The following is a 16,199-nucleotide window of genomic DNA, read 5'->3' as shown; positions in this document are numbered from 1 at the left end:
TTTGGATTAGAATCAGGCGTTTACAGGCTGCATAAGGCGGCGCGTAAACCTTGTATGGGCGAAGAACTGTTTTGGGATAAAAAAAGCCATCCCCAAAATCGCTTTGTTTACTCACATTTGGCACCTGTGGATATCCATATGGTTATCCACAAGGGTAAAGAGGGGAATTGATGACGCTCGCATCCATTTTTCCGCATCCCATCATCCAGGGGCCGACTGCCGGCGGGTTTAACACGCCGGCGCAGGTGGCTGCGGTGTCCAACGCTGGCGCTTTGGGTTCGTTGGCTTGTTGTTTGTTATCGCCGGACACAATCCGCGCGCAGACTGCCCAGATCCGGGCGCTGACTGACCGGCCTTTTTGCCTGAATTTCTTCGCACAGGACACGCCCAAACCAACGGATGCCGAGGTTGAACAGGCCAAAGAGTGGTTGAAACCGTACTGGTCTTCGTTTGGCTGGACCGAATTGCCGACGCCGGCAAAGTGGTGCGAAGATTTCTCGGCGCAGTTTGAAACGCTGCTCGAATTGCGGCCGGCAGTGGCCAGTTTTACCGTGGGCATTCTCAGCGCCCAGCAAATTCAGCGTTTGCATGACGCGGGTATTTTCGTCATTGGCACGATTACGCATGTTGATGAAGCTCTGGCCTGGGAAAACAGTGGCGCCGATGCCGTGGTTGCTTCCGGCGTGGAGTCGGGCGGACATCGCGGCACATTCATTGGTGCACAGGAAGATGCCACGCTGGGTGTGTTTGAGCTGTTACCGGCAGTACTGGCAGCGGTGAAGATTCCGGTGATCGCGGCGGGCGGCATCATGGACGGCGCCGATATCAAGCGCGCTCTGAATGCTGGGGCGCAAGCGGTGCAAATGGGAACGGCGTTCCTGGTAACCGACGAAGCCACCGTCAACCCGGCGTACAAGCAGCGTTTGCTCAACGCTGGGAGTCATCCGACGCGGTTAACTAGAGGGTTTTCCGGTCGCTATGCGCGCGGCCTGGAAAATCGCTTCATGCGCGAAATGGCCCCTATCGAGCGACAACTGCCGCCATATCCTATTCAAAATGCGCTAACTTCGCCAATCCGTGCAGAGGCGGCCAAGCGTGGCGACAGCGAACTGATGTCGCTCTGGTGCGGTACAGGCGTGGCGCGGGCGCGGCCGATGCCGGCGGCGAAACTGGTGGAGACTTTGCTGGCGGAGATCAGCGCACAATAACGGAGGCGGTTTGGAATCAGCAGGAAGCTACGATTACATCATCATAGGCGCAGGCTCGGCTGGCTGCGTATTGGCTAACCGGCTCAGTGCCGACAAGGATAAACAAGTCCTGCTGCTTGAAGCAGGCGGCCGCGACGATTATGTGTGGATCCATATCCCGGTTGGCTATTTGCATTGCATCGATAATCCCCGCACCGACTGGCGCTTCCGTACCGAAGCCGATCCCGGACTCGGCGGCCGCAGCTTGCTCTATCCGCGCGGCAAAGTGCTGGGTGGCAGTTCTTCCATCAACGGCATGATTTACATGCGTGGCCAAGCCAACGATTACGACCGCTGGGCCGCGCTGACCGGCGACGATAGCTGGCGCTGGGAGTCTGTGCTGCCGCTGTTCAGGAAGAGCGAGGATTACCACGGTGGCGCGTCGGAATTCCACGGCGAAGGCGGCCTGTGGCGCGTGGAAAAGCAGCGTTTGTCGTGGCAGATCCTGGACGCTTTCCGTGACGCCGCCGAGCAAACCGGCATCGAGAAAGTCGACGATTTCAATCGCGGCGACAACGCCGGCTGCGGCTATTTTGAAGTCAATCAAAAACGCGGCATCCGCTGGAACACGGCCAAAGCATTTTTAAAACCGGCGTCGCGCCGCCCCAACCTGACCATCATGACCGGCTGCCACGTGGAACGTTTGCAGATTGAAGAGGGCGTTTGCAAGGGCGTGATTTTCACCGGCGGCGGCTCGCAATATTTCGCTATCGCGCACAAAGAAACCCTGTTGGCGGCTGGCGCCGTTGGAAGTCCGCAGATTTTGCAGTGCTCCGGCATCGGGCCGGCGGCGCGTTTGCACGAGCTTGGCATCGCGCCGTTGGTCGACCTGCCGGGTGTGGGTGAAAACCTGCAAGACCATCTGCAACTGCGCATGATCTACAAGCTCGGCAGTAGCGCGCGTACGTTGAACACAATGGCGTCCAGCTGGTTCGGCAAGGCGCGCATCGGCCTCGAGTATGCGCTGTTCCAGAGCGGGCCGATGTCGATGGCGCCGTCGCAATTGGGCGCGTTTGCGCGTTCCAGCGCCAGCGAACAGACGCCGAATTTGCAGTACCACGTGCAGCCGCTGTCGCTGGAAAAATTCGGCGAGCCTTTGCACACCTTCCCTGCTTTCACGGCCAGCGTGTGCAATCTGCGGCCGACCTCGCGCGGCCACGTGCGCATCGCCAGCGCCGATTCGTACGCGCCGCCAAAAATCTCGCCCATGTATTTGAGCACGCCGGAAGACCGCAAGGTCGCGGCCGAAGCGCTCGCGCTGACGCGCAAGATCGTCGCCGCGCCGGCGTTGCAACAGTATGCGCCGGAAGAATACAAGCCGGGCCTGCACTATCGCACCGAGGAAGAGTTGGCCGACGCTGCCGGCGCCATTGGCACCACGATTTTCCATCCGGTCGGCACCTGCAAGATGGGCCGCGCCGACGATCCGAACGCCGTGGTCGACAGCCAGTTGCGCGTGAAAGGCGTGGCCGGCTTGCGCGTTGTGGATGCGTCCGTCATGCCGTTCATCACCTCCGGCAACACCAATTCCCCCACGATCATGATTGCGGAAAAAGCTGCACAACTAATCCGTTCCGTCTGAATTTAGATCAAAAATCAACCGTAGTTATACTGTATTGTTAGCTAATTTGTTACTGTGTATGATCTAGAAAACTTTAGTACTTTGAAAAGAATAACAAGGAGACAGGATGTCCGACGTTATCTTGGAAACAAAGCACTTGACCAAGGAATTCAAGGGTTTTACCGCGGTCAATGATGTGAATCTAAAAGTACAGCGTGGCCACATCCATGCGCTGATCGGTCCCAACGGGGCCGGTAAAACCACATGCTTCAATTTGTTGACCAAGTTCCTGGTCCCCACCTCTGGCCAGATCCTGTTCAACGGCAATGACATTACGTCCGCCCGGCCGGCGCAGATCGCCCGCATGGGCGTGATCCGCTCCTTCCAGATTTCGGCCGTATTCCCGCACCTGACGGTGTTGCAAAATGTCCGCATAGGCTTGCAGCGCCAGCTCGGCAGCAGCTTCTTTTTCTGGCAAAGCGAACGCGCACTGGACAAGCTCAACGACCGCGCCATGCAGCTGCTGGCGGAAGTCGACCTCACCGAATTTGCCGACACCATCACGGTCGATATGCCTTACGGCCGCAAGCGCGCGCTGGAAATCGCCACCACCCTGGCGATGGAACCGGAGCTGATGCTGCTCGACGAACCGACCCAGGGCATGGGCCACGAGGATGTGCATCGTGTGACCGAGCTGATCAAAAAAGTATCGGCCGGCCGCACCATTTTGATGGTCGAACACAATATGAAAGTGGTGTCCGGCATCTGCGACAAAATCTCGGTGCTGCAGCGCGGCGCCATGCTGGCCGAAGGCACCTACGCCGAGGTCTCGACCAACCCGCAAGTGATGGAAGCCTACATGGGCACGGAAGCCGCTGTTCTGGAAGGAGCGCACTGATGACGGCCGCTCTGGAAATCTCCAACCTGCAGGCGTGGTACGGCGAATCGCACATCCTGCACAACGTCAACATGACGGTGCAGCCGGGCGAAGTGGTGACACTGCTCGGCCGCAATGGCGCCGGCCGCACCACCACGCTGCGCGCCATCATGGGCCTGACCGGCGCGCGCAAGGGCTCGATCAAGGTCAACGGCAATGAAGCGATCGGCTTGCAGACGCATAAAATCGCCCACCTCGGCATCGGCTACTGCCCTGAAGAGCGCGGCATTTTTTCTTCACTGTCGACCGAAGAAAATCTGATGCTGCCGCCGCATTTGAATGGTGCGGACAAGGGCATGTCAGTGGCGGAAATTTATGCGATGTTCCCGAATCTGGAAGAGCGCAAGCACAGCCAGGGCACGCGGCTGTCGGGCGGCGAGCAGCAGATGCTGGCGGTGGCGCGCATCCTGCGCACCGGCGCGCGCCTGCTGCTGCTCGATGAAATTTCCGAAGGGCTGGCGCCGGTGATTGTGCAAGGCTTGGCGCGCATGATTACCACGCTGAAATCGAAGGGCTACACCATCGTCATGGTGGAACAGAATTTCCGGTTTGCCGCCCCGCTGGCGGACCGGTTTTATGTGATGGAACACGGTCAGATCGTGGAGACGTTTGTTGCATCTGAATTGAGCGCCAAGATGCCGGTATTGACCGAGCTATTGGGTGTTTAAACCTTGGTAGGGAGACAGATAATGAAAATCAAAGCCATCACCCTCGCAGTAGCCGCTTGCGCGTCGTTCTCGGCCCAGGCACAGATTTCCGGCGACACCATCAAGATCGGTATGATTACCGACATGTCGGGCTTGTACACAGACATCGATGGCGCCGGCGGCGCCGAAGCCGTGAAGATGGCGATCGCCGATGCCGGCGGCAACATCAATGGCAAGAAGATCGAATTCATCTCGGCCGACCATCAGAACAAGGCCGACATCGCCGCCTCCAAGGCGCGCGAATGGTTCGACCAGCAGGGCGTGGACATGCTGATCGGCGGCACCAACTCGGGCGCCAACCTGGCGATGGCCAAGATCGCCGCCGAGAAGAAAAAAGTCTTCATCTCGATCGGTGCCGGCTCGGCCCGTTTGACCAACGAGGAATGCACGCCGTACACGATTCACTACGCTTACGACACCATCGCACTGGCGCGCGGTACCGGCGGCGCGATCGTGAAGCAGGGCGGCAAGAACTGGTACTTCATGACCGCCGACTACGCCTTCGGTGCGTCGCTGGAAAAAGACACGGCGGAAGTGGTGAAGGCGGGCGGCGGCAAGGTGCTCGGCGCGGTCAAGCATCCGCTGTCGGCGTCGGACTTCTCGTCCTTCCTGCTGCAGGCGCAATCGTCGGGTGCGCAGATTCTCGGCCTGGCCAATGCCGGCGGCGATGCGATCAACTCGATCAAGGCCGCCAACGAATTCGGCATCACCAAGAAGATGAAGCTGGCCGGCCTGCTGATCTTCATCAACGACGTGCACTCGCTGGGCCTGAACCTGACGCAGGGCATGTACCTGACCGACGGCTGGTACTGGGACGCCAATCCGGAAACCCGTGAATGGTCGAAGCGTTATTTCTCCAAGATGAAGAAGGAGCCGTCGATGCTGCAGGCTGCCGACTTCTCGGCCGCCAGCAATTACCTGAAAGCGGTGAAGGCGGTCGGCACGGATGACGCTGACAAGGTGATCGCCTATCTGAAAGCTAACAAGATCAACGACATGTTCGCTAAGAATGGCGTGATCCGTCCAGACGGCCGCATGGTGCACGATATGTATTTGATGGAAGTGAAGAAGCAGTCCGAATCGAAATATCCTTGGGACTACTACAAGATCGTCGCCACCATTCCGGGCGACCAGGCTTACGCCACCAAGGCGGAAACCAAGTGCAGCCTGTGGAAATAAACCCGCGTCATTCCGGCGAAGGCCGGAATCCAAGCTAAGCCCACCGGCCAGCGTTCATTGGATTCCGGCCTGCGCCGGAATGACGGTTCCTCCGACAACTGAATTGTGGATTCTCATGGAAATCTTCGGCGTTCCTTTGCCCGCGATGATGAGCCAGCTGCTGCTGGGATTGGTCAACGGCTCGTTCTACGCGATGCTGTCGCTCGGCCTGGCCGTGATCTTCGGCCTGCTCAATGTGATTAACTTTTCCCACGGCGCGCTGTACATGCTGGGCGCGTTCCTGGCGTGGATGGGCATCGAGTACTTCGGCCTCAACTACTGGGCCATGCTGATCCTCGCGCCGCTGCTGGTGGGCGTGTTCGGCGTCATCATCGAGAAGACCATGCTGCGCCATCTGTACAAGCTGGACCACCTGTACGGCCTGCTGCTGACCTTTGGCATCACGCTGCTGGTGGAAGGCGTGCTGCGCTCGTTCTACGGCGTTTCCGGCCAGCCGTTCCAGGTGCCGGAAGCGCTGGCCGGCGCCACCGACCTCGGCTTCATGGTGATGCCGAACTATCGCGCGTGGGTGGTGGTGGCCTCGCTGGCCGTGTGTTTATCCACCTGGTTCGTGATCGAGAAGACCAAGCTGGGCGCTTATCTGCGCGCCGGCACCGAGAATCCCAAGCTGGTGGAAGCGTTCGGCATCAACGTGCCGCTGATGGTGACCCTGACCTATGGCTTTGGCGTCGCTTTGGCGGGCTTTGCAGGCGTTCTGGCGGCTCCAATCATCCAGGTGCAGCCCCTGATGGGTCAGAACCTGATTATCGTCGTATTCGCTGTTGTAGTGATCGGCGGCATGGGGTCGATCATGGGCTCCATCCTGACCGGTCTCGGACTGGGCGTGATCGAGGGCCTGACCAAGGTGTTCTACCCGGAGTTTTCGTCGACGGTGGTGTTCCTGGTGATGGTGGTGGTGCTGCTGCTGCGCCCGGCCGGCCTGTTTGGTAAGGAAAAATGATGAACAAGAAAATCGGCTACCTGATCGCCTTTGCCATTGCTGTCGCCGCGCCGTTCGTGGGCTACCCGGTGTTCCTGTCCAAGCTGCTGTGCTTCGCGCTGTTTGCTTGCGCCTTCAACCTGCTGATCGGTTTTACCGGTTTGCTGTCGTTCGGCCACGCGGCCTTCTTCGGCATGGCCGGCTACGTGGCCGGCAACGCGATGAAGAACTGGGGCTGGCCGATGGAGCTGGGCTTGCTCGCCGGCGTGGTGGCGGGCGCCGCCATCGGGCTGGTGATGGGTGCGCTGGCGATCCGCCGGCAGGGCATCTACTTCTCCATGATCACGCTGGCGCTGGCGCAGATGGTCTACTTCGGCGCGTTGCGGGCAGGGGAGTTCACCGGCGGCGAGGATGGTTTGCAAGGCGTTCCACGTGGACGCTTCCTCGGCGTGGTCGACCTCGCCAATGACACCACGCTGTACTTCGTCATCCTCGGCATCTGCGTGCTGGCCTTCATGCTGATCGTGCGCACCGTGCATTCGCCGTTCGGGCAGGTGCTGAAGGCGATCAAGGAAAACGAACCGCGCGCGATTTCGCTCGGGTACGACGTCGATAAGTACAAGCTGCTAGCCTTCGTGCTGTCGGCTGCGCTGGCGGCATTGGCCGGCGCCAGCAAAACGTTGGTGCTGGGTTTCGAAACCTTGACCGATGTCCATTGGACGATGTCTGGTCTGGTTATCCTGATGACTCTGGTTGGCGGCATGGGCACGCTGTCCGGCCCGATGCTGGGCGCGATCATCATCATCGCGCTGGAAAACAAGCTGGGCGACTGGGGCACGCTGCTGGCCCGCATCTCCGGCATTGAGTGGTTTAACACCATAGGCGAAGCGGTCAACATGGTGGTTGGCCTGATCTTCATTATTTGTGTGCTGTTGTTCCGGCGCGGGATTATCGGCGAGTTCATCGCCCTGGCCGGAAAGAGGAAACCCACGTGAGGACGATATGCAAATTAAAACGGTTGTGCTGGCGCTGGCCGGCATCGCAGTCGCCGCCTGCGGCTCGAACGAACCTAACCAGCAAGAAGATTTAAACATCAAGCCGAGCTACCTCGGCGACATCAGCAGCAAAACCTACGACGGCGTCAGCGACGATTTGCTGACCGCCGGCCTGGGCAAGACCAAACTGGCACTGGCCGCTCCGGCCTACGCCGATCCCGCCAACCCCACCGCCGCCGAACTGCGCCGCAACGCCATCCACGCCAATTACCGGGCGGTGCTGGATATCTCAGCCAACAGCGGCTACGGCACCTTGTACGGCCCCAACGTCGACGCCAAGGGCGTGCCCGGAGCGGGCGAGGGCATGATCGCCGGCACCGAGTACATCGCCTATGCCGACGACGGCAGCGGCAACCAGAACGTGACCTTGATGGTGCAGGTGCCGGCCGGGTTCGACGTGAAAAATCCCTGCATCGTTACCGGCACCTCGAGCGGATCGCGCGGGATTTATGGCGCCATCGGCAGCGCCGGCGAGTGGGGCCTGAAGAACAATTGCGCTGTGGCGTATGCCGACAAGGGCAGTGGCACCGGCTTGTACACTTTCGATGACGATAGCGTGAACTTGCAGAATGGCGTGCGCGCCACGCGCACGGCGGCGGGCAAGAACAGCAGCTTCACGCCGGCGCTGACCGATGCCGAGCGGGCCGCATTCGCTGCCGCCTATCCGGGCCGGGTCGCCTTCAAGCACGCGCACTCGCAGCAGAATCCGGAAAGAGATTGGGGCAAGGTGACCTTGCAGGCGGTGGAGTTCGCCTTCTACGTGCTGAACGAAAAGTACGGCACGCTGGCCAAGGATAACAAGAGCCACCTGATCGCGCTGTCGCCCAAGAACACCATCACCATCGCTTCCAGCATTTCCAACGGCGCCGGCGCGGCCTTGCTGGCGGCGGAGCAGGACAGCAAGGGGCTGATCTCCGGCGTGGCCGCCAGCGAGCCGCAGATCCAGCCGAAGGCGGGCAAGGCGCTGTTCGATTACTCGACCTATGCCGCGCTGTACCAGCCTTGCATCGCCGCTACGGCCGCTGCGCCGGGACGCTGCACGGCGCTGGTCGCCAAGGGCTTGCTCAGTGGCGGCGACCTGACGGCGCAGCAGAATGATGCCAAGGCCAAGCTCAAAGCCTACGGCTGGCTGGCCGATTCCGATGTGCTGCAGGCGGCGCATGCTGGCACCAATATCCTGGTCGCGGCGACCTATGCCTACGCTTACGGCAAGTTCTCCGTGACCGACAAGGTGTGCGGCTTCACGTTCGCACCGACTGATGCGGGTGGTGTGCCGGTGCCGTTCACGGCGGCGCAGAAAGCGTCCAGCTTTGCTACGCAGAACGGGATTATCGGCAGCGTGGTGTATGAGGATTCGGTAGGCGGGGCCAAGGCCTACAACTTCGGCGTCTCGCCGAGCAGCGGCTTGGCGGACCAATCGCTGGATGCTTTCCTGTGCCTGCGCGCGCTGGCGACCGGTGTGGATGCGGTCAGCGGCGCAGCGTTGACCGGCACGCTGGCGGCCCAAAGCGCGCGGGTGAGGGCGGGCATGGCGGAGGTGGCGGCCACCGGCAACCTGCGCGGCAAGCCAGCCATCATCGTGCACGGCCGCAGCGATACCTTGATCCCGGTGAACTTTGCTTCACGTGCGTACGTGGGATTGAATGCGTCGGTGGAGGGCAGTGCGAGCAAGTTGCGCTACATCGAGGTGACCAATGCTAATCACTTCGACTCGTTCAGCAATGTGCTGCCAGCCAATATCGTGCCGCTGCATGTGTACCTGTTCCGGGCGCTGGATGCGATGCTGGCCAGCCTGCGCAGTTCGACCGCGCTGCCGCAGTCGCAAGTGGTGCGGACGATTACGCGGCCGGATAACACCAGCGTGATCAACACCTCCAACCTGCCGCCGATTGTTGCCACGCCAGCGGCCGGTGACGCTATCACGGTCACCGGCGCCACGGTGGCTGTGCCAAACTAAAGCGCCGCTAAGTAGATTGCCCTTGCATCGTCGCGCGTGACGGTGCGAGGGTTATTGCCGAGTAAGCGGGTCTGCAGCATGGCGTCATCTGCCAGCCGGTCCAGATCTGTTTCGGCGATGCCCACCTGCTGCAGCGTGCGTTCTATTCCTGTCACGATAGCGATTTGCTGCATGGCAACAGCCAACGCTTCCGCCCTCGCCTCGATGCTGCCGCTGGCGGCCGGCACCACAATCTCCGCCAATTCCGCGTACAGCCCGGCGGCGTCCGGCGCATTGAAGCGCAGCACATGCGGCAGCACCAGTGAATTCGACAGCCCATGTGGCACGTGAAATATGCCGCCAATCGGATAGGCCAGCGCATGCACCGCCGCCACTGGCGCGTTGGAAAACGCCTGCCCGGCCAGCAGCGCGCCGAGCAGCATGGCCTGCCGTGCCGCCAGGTTGCGGCCATCCTCACACACCGTAATCAGGTTTGTTGACAGTAATCCGAGCGCCTTGCGCGCCAGCCCATCGGACAGCGGATTCTTTTTGTGCTTGCTGGTGTAGGCCTCGATGGCGTGCACCATCGCATCAATGCCGGTGGCGGCAGTCACCGTCGATGGCAGGCCGATGGTCAGCTCTGCATCCAGCAATGCCAAATCCGCATAGAGTTGAGGCGCGACCACGCCCATCTTTGTGGTAGCGCCGGTGGTGACGATGGCGATGTTGGTCACCTCCGATCCCGTCCCGGCGGTAGTGGGAATCTGCACCAGCGGCAGCCGCTTTCCCTTCACATTGCCGATGCCGTAGATGGCGCTGATGGGCTGATCGCTGTCTGCCAGTACGGCAATCAGTTTGGCCACATCCATCGAACTGCCGCCGCCAAGGCCGATCACGATATCGGCGCCGAAGCTCCGTGCCGCTGCCACGGCTTCCAGCACCACCGCCTCGGGGGGATCCGCCATCACCTGTGAATAGATCTCCACAGCTAGCCCTGCCGTCCTCAGGCTGGCGGCTGGCGCATCCACCAGCCCGGTCCGCAGAAAGCCCGGATCGGTCACCAGCAGGGCGCGCCGGGCGTCTGGAAAACGTTGGGCGATGTGCTGGCCCAGGCGTCCTGCGGCACCCAGTTCCGAGACGATGTTAGCCACTGTGCTGAAAACAAAATCGGTCATGACGGCATCCGTTCACGTGTAGATCGCAGCGCCTAGCTTACTCCAAGCCATGCCGCATCCGCATAAGCTTGCGCAGATTTCTTCCGTACAATAGAGCCTTTGCAAGCTGAGAAAGACGGGATCATGGTGGACTTCTGGGTGTTGGGTGCGGCTGCGTTCGGCGCAGGGTTGGTGGATGCGGTGGTGGGTGGAGGAGGGCTGATCCAGCTACCGACCATGTTCACGGTGTTCCCCAACATGGCTCCGGCCACGCTGATCGGCACCAACAAGCTGGCCAGCATCTTCGGCACCAGCGTGGCGGCGGTCAGCTACGCGCGCCGGGTGGCGATTGCCTGGACCGTGGCGACGCCCGCCGCGCTGGCGGCGCTGGTGTTTGCCTTTCTCGGCGCATACACCGTGACCAAGGTTTCGGCCGACTTCATGCGCCTGGCCTTGCCGGTGGTGTTGCTGGCTGTAGCCATTTACACCTTCGCCAAGAAGGACTTTGGCAGCGTCCACGCACCGATCCACTCCGGCGCCAAGGAACAGTCGCTGGCGCTGGTGGTCGGCGCGGCGATCGGTTTCTACGACGGCTTCTTTGGTCCGGGCACCGGCAGCTTCCTGGTATTCCTGTTCGTACGCGTATTCGGCTTCGACTTCCTCGGCGCGTCGGCCGTGGCCAAGATCGTCAACGTGGCATGCAACTTCGCCGCGCTGGTTTGGTTCGGCTACAGCGGCCACCTGATCTGGGAGCTGGGCCTGACAATGGCAGTGTGCCAGATCGCCGGCTCCCTGATCGGTTCGCGTATGGCAATGAAGCACGGCAGCGGTTTCGTGCGCAAGCTGTTCTTGGTAGTGGTGTCTGTACTTATTGTTAAGACCGGTCATGATGCTTGGTTGCGATGGTGATACTGTTTCACGTGGAACATTGATAAAGGGGCACATAAGTGCCCTTTTTTTATTGTTTCACGTGGAACATAAGACCACATTGCCAAGAATATTTTTGCCTAAAAAAGTCGCAGCATCAAAAAAACTCTATAATCTGTTCTTGATCCCTTCGCTTTAAACTTTTCCACCATGTTATTTCCTACGAATTTCGACGTCATCGTTGTCGGCGGTGGACACGCCGGTACCGAGGCCGCCCTTGCTTCCGCCCGTATGGGGCAGAAGACGCTGCTGCTCACCCACAACATTGAGACGCTGGGCCAGATGTCGTGCAACCCATCCATCGGCGGTATCGGCAAAGGCCATTTGGTCAAAGAAGTCGATGCACTGGGCGGCGCTATGGCGATCGCCACCGATGAATCGGGCATCCAGTTCCGCATCCTGAACTCCTCCAAAGGCCCTGCCGTGCGCGCCACTCGTGCCCAGGCCGACCGTATCCTGTACAAGGCCGCAATCCGTTCGCGTCTGGAAAACCAGCCCAACCTGTGGCTGTTCCAGCAGGCTGTGGACGACCTGATGGTGGAGGGCGACCGGGTAGTCGGTGCCGTCACCCAGATCGGCCTGAAGTTTGCCGCGCGCGCCGTGGTGCTGACCGCCGGTACTTTCCTCGACGGGAAGATCCACGTCGGCCTGAACAACTACTCGGGTGGCCGCGCTGGCGATCCTCCAGCCGTGTCGCTGTCGGCGCGCCTGAAAGAATTGAAGCTGCCGCAAGGCCGCCTGAAGACCGGCACGCCGCCGCGCATCGACGGCCGCAGCATCGACTTCTCGCAGATGACCGAGCAGCCGGGCGACCTGGACCCGGTACCAGTGTTCTCGGTGATGGGCAATACGTCCATGCACCCCGAGCAGATGCCATGCTGGGTGACCCACACCAACCAGAAAACCCACGACATTATCCGTGGCGGCCTGGATCGCAGCCCGATGTACACCGGCGTGATCGAGGGTGTCGGCCCGCGTTATTGCCCGTCGATTGAAGACAAGATTCACCGTTTCTCGTCCAAGGAATCGCACCAGATTTTCCTCGAGCCGGAAGGCCTGACGACCCACGAGTTCTATCCAAACGGTATCTCTACCAGCCTGCCATTCGATGTGCAGATCGAGCTGGTGCGTTCGATGAAGGGCCTGGAAAACGCCCATATCATGCGTCCGGGCTATGCCATTGAGTACGATTATTTCGACCCGCGCGGCCTGAAAGCATCGCTGGAAACCAAGGCCATCAATGGCCTGTTCTTCGCCGGGCAGATCAACGGCACCACCGGTTACGAAGAAGCGGCGGCCCAAGGCCTGCTGGCCGGCGTCAACGCCGCGCTGCAAACCCAGGGCAAGGAAGCCTGGACGCCGGCGCGTTCGGAAGCCTACCTGGGCGTGATGGTGGACGATCTCGTTACGCAAGGCGTGATGGAGCCGTACCGCATGTTCACCAGCCGCGCCGAGTATCGCTTGAGCCTGCGTGAAGATAACGCCGACATGCGCCTGACCGAAATCGGCCGCAAGCTGGGCGTGGTTGGCGATGCGCAGTGGGAAGCCTTCGACCGCAAACGCGAGTCGGTGGCCAAGGAACTGGAACGCCTGCGCGCCACCTGGGTGAACCCGCGCATCCTCGAAGCGGCGGAATCGGAACGTGTGATTGGCCAGGCCATCGAACGCGAATATTCGCTGGCTGACCTGCTGCGCCGTCCCGGCGTGGAGTACGACAAGCTGATGACGCTGAAAGGCGTGGACGGCCGCGAGCTGGCCGGTCCGGGTGAAACCGATGCAGCGGTCAAAGAGCAGATCGAAATCCAGCTCAAATATTCGGGCTATATCGATCGCCAGACCAAGGAAGTGGAGCGCCACGAGCACTACGAAAACCTGAAGCTGCCGGAGAACTACAACTATCTGGACATCACCGCGCTGTCGGTGGAAGTGCGCCAGAAGTTGCACGCGCAGCGTCCGGAAACGCTGGGTCAGGCATCGCGTATTTCTGGCGTTACCCCGGCGGCGATTTCGCTGCTGCTGGTGCATTTGAAGAAAGCCGGTTTCGGTGGATTCGTGAATAAAGAAGAGGCAGCATGAAGGTATTCAACCGCGAAGTAGTAGCGGATGTTCTGAAACAAGGCATCAAGCAGCTGCCATTGCAGCTGAGCGAGGAACAGGTAGAAAAGCTGCTGGACTACCTGCACCTGCTGAACAAGTGGAACGCGGTGTACAACCTGACCTCGGTGCGCGATCCGCTGGAAATGGTGAAGCTGCACCTGTTGGACTCGCTGACTGCCGTGCCTGCGTTCAAGGAAGCGGTCAACGTGCTGGACGTGGGAGCAGGGGGCGGCTTGCCGGGCATGGTGCTGGCGATCAGCCGCCCGGACATGAAGGTGTCGATGATCGACACTGTGCACAAAAAGACCGCCTTCCTCAACCAGGTGAAGGCGGAGCTGGAGCTGGGCAATGTGACGGTGTACACCAAGAAGGTGCAGGAGCTGGAAGTGAAGACGAAATTCGACGTCATTACGTCGAGGGCGTTCGCAGACCTGTCCGACTTCGTTAATTGGTCGGGGCACCTGTTGCAAGAGGGCGGGCGATTCATCGCTTTGAAAGGGACGGCGCCAGCGGAGGAGCGGGAGCGACTTCCAGCCCCCTGGAAAGTGCAGAAATTAGAGCCTTTGGCGGTTCCGGGGCTGGACGCAGAGCGCCATCTGGTTTTCATTCAAGCCGAAACTGCATAAACGGTTTATACGGTATAAATGATTTATATCGTATAAATAGTATAAACAATATAAATCGTTTATACCGTTTATATCGTATAAATCTATAGCTTCAACACACGATAAGAAATACATGGCAAAAATTTTTTGCGTAGCAAATCAAAAGGGCGGCGTAGGTAAGACTACCACGACTGTTAACCTCGCCGCCGGTTTGGCAAAACTGGACCAGCGCGTATTGCTGGTCGACCTCGACCCGCAGGGCAACGCCACAATGGGCGCCGGCATCAACAAGGCAGGCTTGCCTGCATCGACCTATGAAGTACTGCTCGGCAGCGCCGACGTTGCCACCGCGCGCCAACGTTCCGAGCCCGGCCACTTTGATGTGCTGCCGTCGAACCGTGAACTGGCCGGCGCCGAAGTCGAGATGGTGGAACTGGACAACCGCGAGCGCCGCCTGAAGGACGCGCTGGCGGCTGTGGATAAAGAGTACGATTTCATTTTGATCGACTGCCCGCCGGCGCTGTCGATGCTGACCCTGAACGGCCTGTGCGCCGCGCACGGCGTGATCATCCCGATGCAGTGCGAGTACTATGCGCTGGAAGGGCTGTCCGATCTGGTCAACACCATCAAGAAGGTGCACGCCAACCTGAACCCGGACCTGAAGATCATCGGCCTGCTGCGCGTGATGTTCGACCCGCGCATGACGCTGTCGCAACAAGTGTCGGCCCAGCTCGAGCAGCACTTCGGCGACAAGGTCTTCAAGACCATCATTCCGCGCAACGTGCGCCTGGCCGAAGCGCCATCGTACGGCGTGCCGGGCGTCACCTTTGATCCGACCTCCAAGGGCGCGCAGGCGTACATCGCCTTCGGCGCCGAGATGGTCAAGCGCATCAAGAAAATGTAAGGCATAGACATGGCAACCAAAAAACTCAAAGGCCTGGGTCGCGGCCTGGAAGCGCTGCTGGGCGGCGACGGCGACATCACCACTCCGGATGCGAACACCCCGTCCGAACTGAACGTCACTCAGATGCAGGCCGGTAAATACCAGCCGCGTACCCGCATGGACGAGGGCGGCCTGCAGGAGCTGGCCGCATCGATCAAGACCCAAGGCATCATGCAGCCTATCCTGGTCCGTCCGATCGGCAAGGATAAATACGAGATCATCGCCGGCGAACGCCGTTTCCGCGCTGCGCAATTGGCGGGCCTGGAAGTGCTCCCTGTTTTGGTGCGCGATGTCGACGACCAGGCCGCCGCCGCGATGGCGCTGATCGAGAACATGCAGCGCGAGGATCTCAATCCGCTGGAAGAGGCGCAGGGCATTCATCGCCTGATCACCGATTTCAGTTTCACCCACGAGCAGGCGGCAACTGCGGTCGGTCGTTCGCGCAGCGCGGTGTCCAACTTGCTGCGTCTGATGAATCTGGCCTCGCCGGTGCAAACCATGCTGATGGCCGGCGATATCGACATGGGCCACGCGCGCGCGCTGCTGTCGGTCGATGCCGCCACCCAGATCAACCTGGCCAATATGGTGGTGGCCAAGCGGCTGTCGGTGCGCGAAACCGAGAAACTGGTGGCCAGGACGCTGGAAGAATTGAAAGCCTCGCCGAAGGAAGCGCGGATCAAGGAAAAGTCGGGCGACATCGTCCGCCTGGAAGAAGAGCTGTCCGACGCCCTGGCCACGCCGGTGGTGTTCAAGATGGGCGCCAAAGGTCGCGGCCAGATGATTATCGACTTTGCCGACCTCGACATCCTTGACGGCGTGCTGGCCCGCCTGCGCGCTTAAGGTAGTTGAATTAACTCTGGGAAATTAGTTGT

At 60.3% G+C, this 16,199-nt stretch carries 14 protein-coding genes; 13 read left to right on the top strand and 1 reads right to left on the bottom strand.

All coding sequences use genetic code 11. The features are described from left to right. Window positions 1–170: 170 nt before the first annotated feature. The 8 genes from BMZ70_RS25345 to BMZ70_RS25310 all read left to right on the top strand — a co-directional run bounded on the left by BMZ70_RS25345 (window position 171) and on the right by BMZ70_RS25310 (window position 9,622). Window positions 171–1,208 carry an NAD(P)H-dependent flavin oxidoreductase gene (locus BMZ70_RS25345; protein ID WP_092280768.1) on the top strand — a complete coding sequence of 346 codons (1,038 nt, stop codon included), beginning with the start codon at window positions 171–173 and terminating at the stop codon, window positions 1,206–1,208. 10 nt (window positions 1,209–1,218) lie between these two features. Further along, complete coding sequence (locus tag BMZ70_RS25340) at window positions 1,219–2,829, top strand: GMC family oxidoreductase (protein WP_092280766.1); 1,611 nt, start codon at window positions 1,219–1,221, stop codon at window positions 2,827–2,829. A gap of 106 nt (window positions 2,830–2,935) precedes the next feature. Then, window positions 2,936–3,706 (top strand): ABC transporter ATP-binding protein, encoded by a 771-nt coding sequence (locus BMZ70_RS25335; protein WP_092280764.1) that lies wholly within the window; start codon window positions 2,936–2,938, stop codon window positions 3,704–3,706. Beyond that, a complete protein-coding gene (locus BMZ70_RS25330; RefSeq protein WP_092280762.1) occupies window positions 3,706–4,413 on the top strand; it encodes an ABC transporter ATP-binding protein in 708 nt (235 codons plus the stop codon). The genes BMZ70_RS25335 and BMZ70_RS25330 overlap by 1 nt, the downstream gene beginning before the upstream one ends. 21 nt (window positions 4,414–4,434) lie before the next feature. Further along, entirely contained in the window at window positions 4,435–5,631 is a 1,197-nt protein-coding gene (locus BMZ70_RS25325) for an ABC transporter substrate-binding protein (RefSeq protein WP_092280760.1), read from the top strand. A gap of 115 nt (window positions 5,632–5,746) precedes the next feature. Further along, on the top strand, window positions 5,747–6,631 hold the full coding sequence (locus BMZ70_RS25320; protein ID WP_092280758.1) for a branched-chain amino acid ABC transporter permease: 885 nt from the start codon (window positions 5,747–5,749) through the stop codon (window positions 6,629–6,631). Continuing rightward, a complete protein-coding gene (locus tag BMZ70_RS25315) occupies window positions 6,631–7,605 on the top strand; it encodes a branched-chain amino acid ABC transporter permease (RefSeq protein ID WP_092280756.1) in 975 nt (324 codons plus the stop codon). Before BMZ70_RS25320 ends, BMZ70_RS25315 begins: the two co-directional genes overlap by 1 nt. 7 nt (window positions 7,606–7,612) lie before the next feature. Next, the gene (locus BMZ70_RS25310) at window positions 7,613–9,622 is read left to right on the top strand and encodes a 3-hydroxybutyrate oligomer hydrolase family protein (RefSeq protein WP_092280754.1); all 2,010 of its coding nucleotides are present in this window, start codon (window positions 7,613–7,615) and stop codon (window positions 9,620–9,622) included. Here the strand turns inward: BMZ70_RS25310 and BMZ70_RS25305 are convergent. Continuing rightward, a complete protein-coding gene (locus tag BMZ70_RS25305; RefSeq protein ID WP_092280752.1) occupies window positions 9,619–10,776 on the bottom strand; it encodes an iron-containing alcohol dehydrogenase in 1,158 nt (385 codons plus the stop codon). The two genes, BMZ70_RS25310 and BMZ70_RS25305, sit on opposite strands and share 4 nt — an antisense overlap. Window positions 10,777–10,899: 123 nt before the next feature. Between BMZ70_RS25305 and BMZ70_RS25300 the strand changes: the two genes are divergently transcribed. The 5 genes from BMZ70_RS25300 to BMZ70_RS25280 all read left to right on the top strand — a co-directional run bounded on the left by BMZ70_RS25300 (window position 10,900) and on the right by BMZ70_RS25280 (window position 16,167). Continuing rightward, window positions 10,900–11,664: a sulfite exporter TauE/SafE family protein gene (locus BMZ70_RS25300; RefSeq protein ID WP_092280750.1), complete on the top strand. Its 765-nt coding sequence runs from the start codon at window positions 10,900–10,902 to the stop codon at window positions 11,662–11,664. Between the two features lie 168 nt (window positions 11,665–11,832). Next, the gene (gene mnmG / locus BMZ70_RS25295) at window positions 11,833–13,758 is read left to right on the top strand and encodes a tRNA uridine-5-carboxymethylaminomethyl(34) synthesis enzyme MnmG (RefSeq protein ID WP_092280748.1); all 1,926 of its coding nucleotides are present in this window, start codon (window positions 11,833–11,835) and stop codon (window positions 13,756–13,758) included. Beyond that, window positions 13,755–14,405, top strand: a complete 651-nt coding sequence (rsmG, locus tag BMZ70_RS25290) for a 16S rRNA (guanine(527)-N(7))-methyltransferase RsmG (RefSeq protein ID WP_092280746.1) — start codon at window positions 13,755–13,757, stop codon at window positions 14,403–14,405. The genes mnmG and rsmG overlap by 4 nt, the downstream gene beginning before the upstream one ends. 112 nt (window positions 14,406–14,517) lie before the next feature. Further along, window positions 14,518–15,288, top strand: a complete 771-nt coding sequence (locus tag BMZ70_RS25285) for a ParA family protein (protein ID WP_092280744.1) — start codon at window positions 14,518–14,520, stop codon at window positions 15,286–15,288. Between the two features lie 9 nt (window positions 15,289–15,297). Beyond that, entirely contained in the window at window positions 15,298–16,167 is an 870-nt protein-coding gene (locus BMZ70_RS25280) for a ParB/RepB/Spo0J family partition protein (RefSeq protein WP_092280742.1), read from the top strand. The last annotated feature ends 32 nt before the right edge of the window (window positions 16,168–16,199 follow it).

The sequence above is a fragment of the Duganella sp. CF402 genome, from assembly GCF_900109645.1.
Lineage (GTDB): Bacteria > Pseudomonadota > Gammaproteobacteria > Burkholderiales > Burkholderiaceae_D > Rugamonas.
Note: the sequence above shows the minus strand (reverse complement) of the source record. Positions and strands in the feature narration are given on the sequence as shown.

What these genes read in the sequence shown, in the direction of transcription:
- BMZ70_RS25345 (WP_092280768.1), top strand. Translation starts at nt 171, where the DNA reads ATGACGCTCGCATCCATTTTTCCGCATCCCATCATCCAGGGGCCGACT.
- BMZ70_RS25335 (WP_092280764.1), top strand. Translation starts at nt 2,936, where the DNA reads ATGTCCGACGTTATCTTGGAAACAAAGCACTTGACCAAGGAATTCAAG.
- BMZ70_RS25330 (WP_092280762.1), top strand. Translation starts at nt 3,706, where the DNA reads ATGACGGCCGCTCTGGAAATCTCCAACCTGCAGGCGTGGTACGGCGAA.
- BMZ70_RS25325 (WP_092280760.1), top strand. Translation starts at nt 4,435, where the DNA reads ATGAAAATCAAAGCCATCACCCTCGCAGTAGCCGCTTGCGCGTCGTTC.
- BMZ70_RS25320 (WP_092280758.1), top strand. Translation starts at nt 5,747, where the DNA reads ATGGAAATCTTCGGCGTTCCTTTGCCCGCGATGATGAGCCAGCTGCTG.
- BMZ70_RS25315 (WP_092280756.1), top strand. Translation starts at nt 6,631, where the DNA reads ATGAACAAGAAAATCGGCTACCTGATCGCCTTTGCCATTGCTGTCGCC.
- BMZ70_RS25310 (WP_092280754.1), top strand. Translation starts at nt 7,613, where the DNA reads ATGCAAATTAAAACGGTTGTGCTGGCGCTGGCCGGCATCGCAGTCGCC.
- BMZ70_RS25305 (WP_092280752.1), bottom strand. Translation starts at nt 10,776, where the DNA reads ATGACCGATTTTGTTTTCAGCACAGTGGCTAACATCGTCTCGGAACTG.
- BMZ70_RS25300 (WP_092280750.1), top strand. Translation starts at nt 10,900, where the DNA reads ATGGTGGACTTCTGGGTGTTGGGTGCGGCTGCGTTCGGCGCAGGGTTG.
- mnmG (WP_092280748.1), top strand. Translation starts at nt 11,833, where the DNA reads ATGTTATTTCCTACGAATTTCGACGTCATCGTTGTCGGCGGTGGACAC.
- rsmG (WP_092280746.1), top strand. Translation starts at nt 13,755, where the DNA reads ATGAAGGTATTCAACCGCGAAGTAGTAGCGGATGTTCTGAAACAAGGC.
- BMZ70_RS25285 (WP_092280744.1), top strand. Translation starts at nt 14,518, where the DNA reads ATGGCAAAAATTTTTTGCGTAGCAAATCAAAAGGGCGGCGTAGGTAAG.
- BMZ70_RS25280 (WP_092280742.1), top strand. Translation starts at nt 15,298, where the DNA reads ATGGCAACCAAAAAACTCAAAGGCCTGGGTCGCGGCCTGGAAGCGCTG.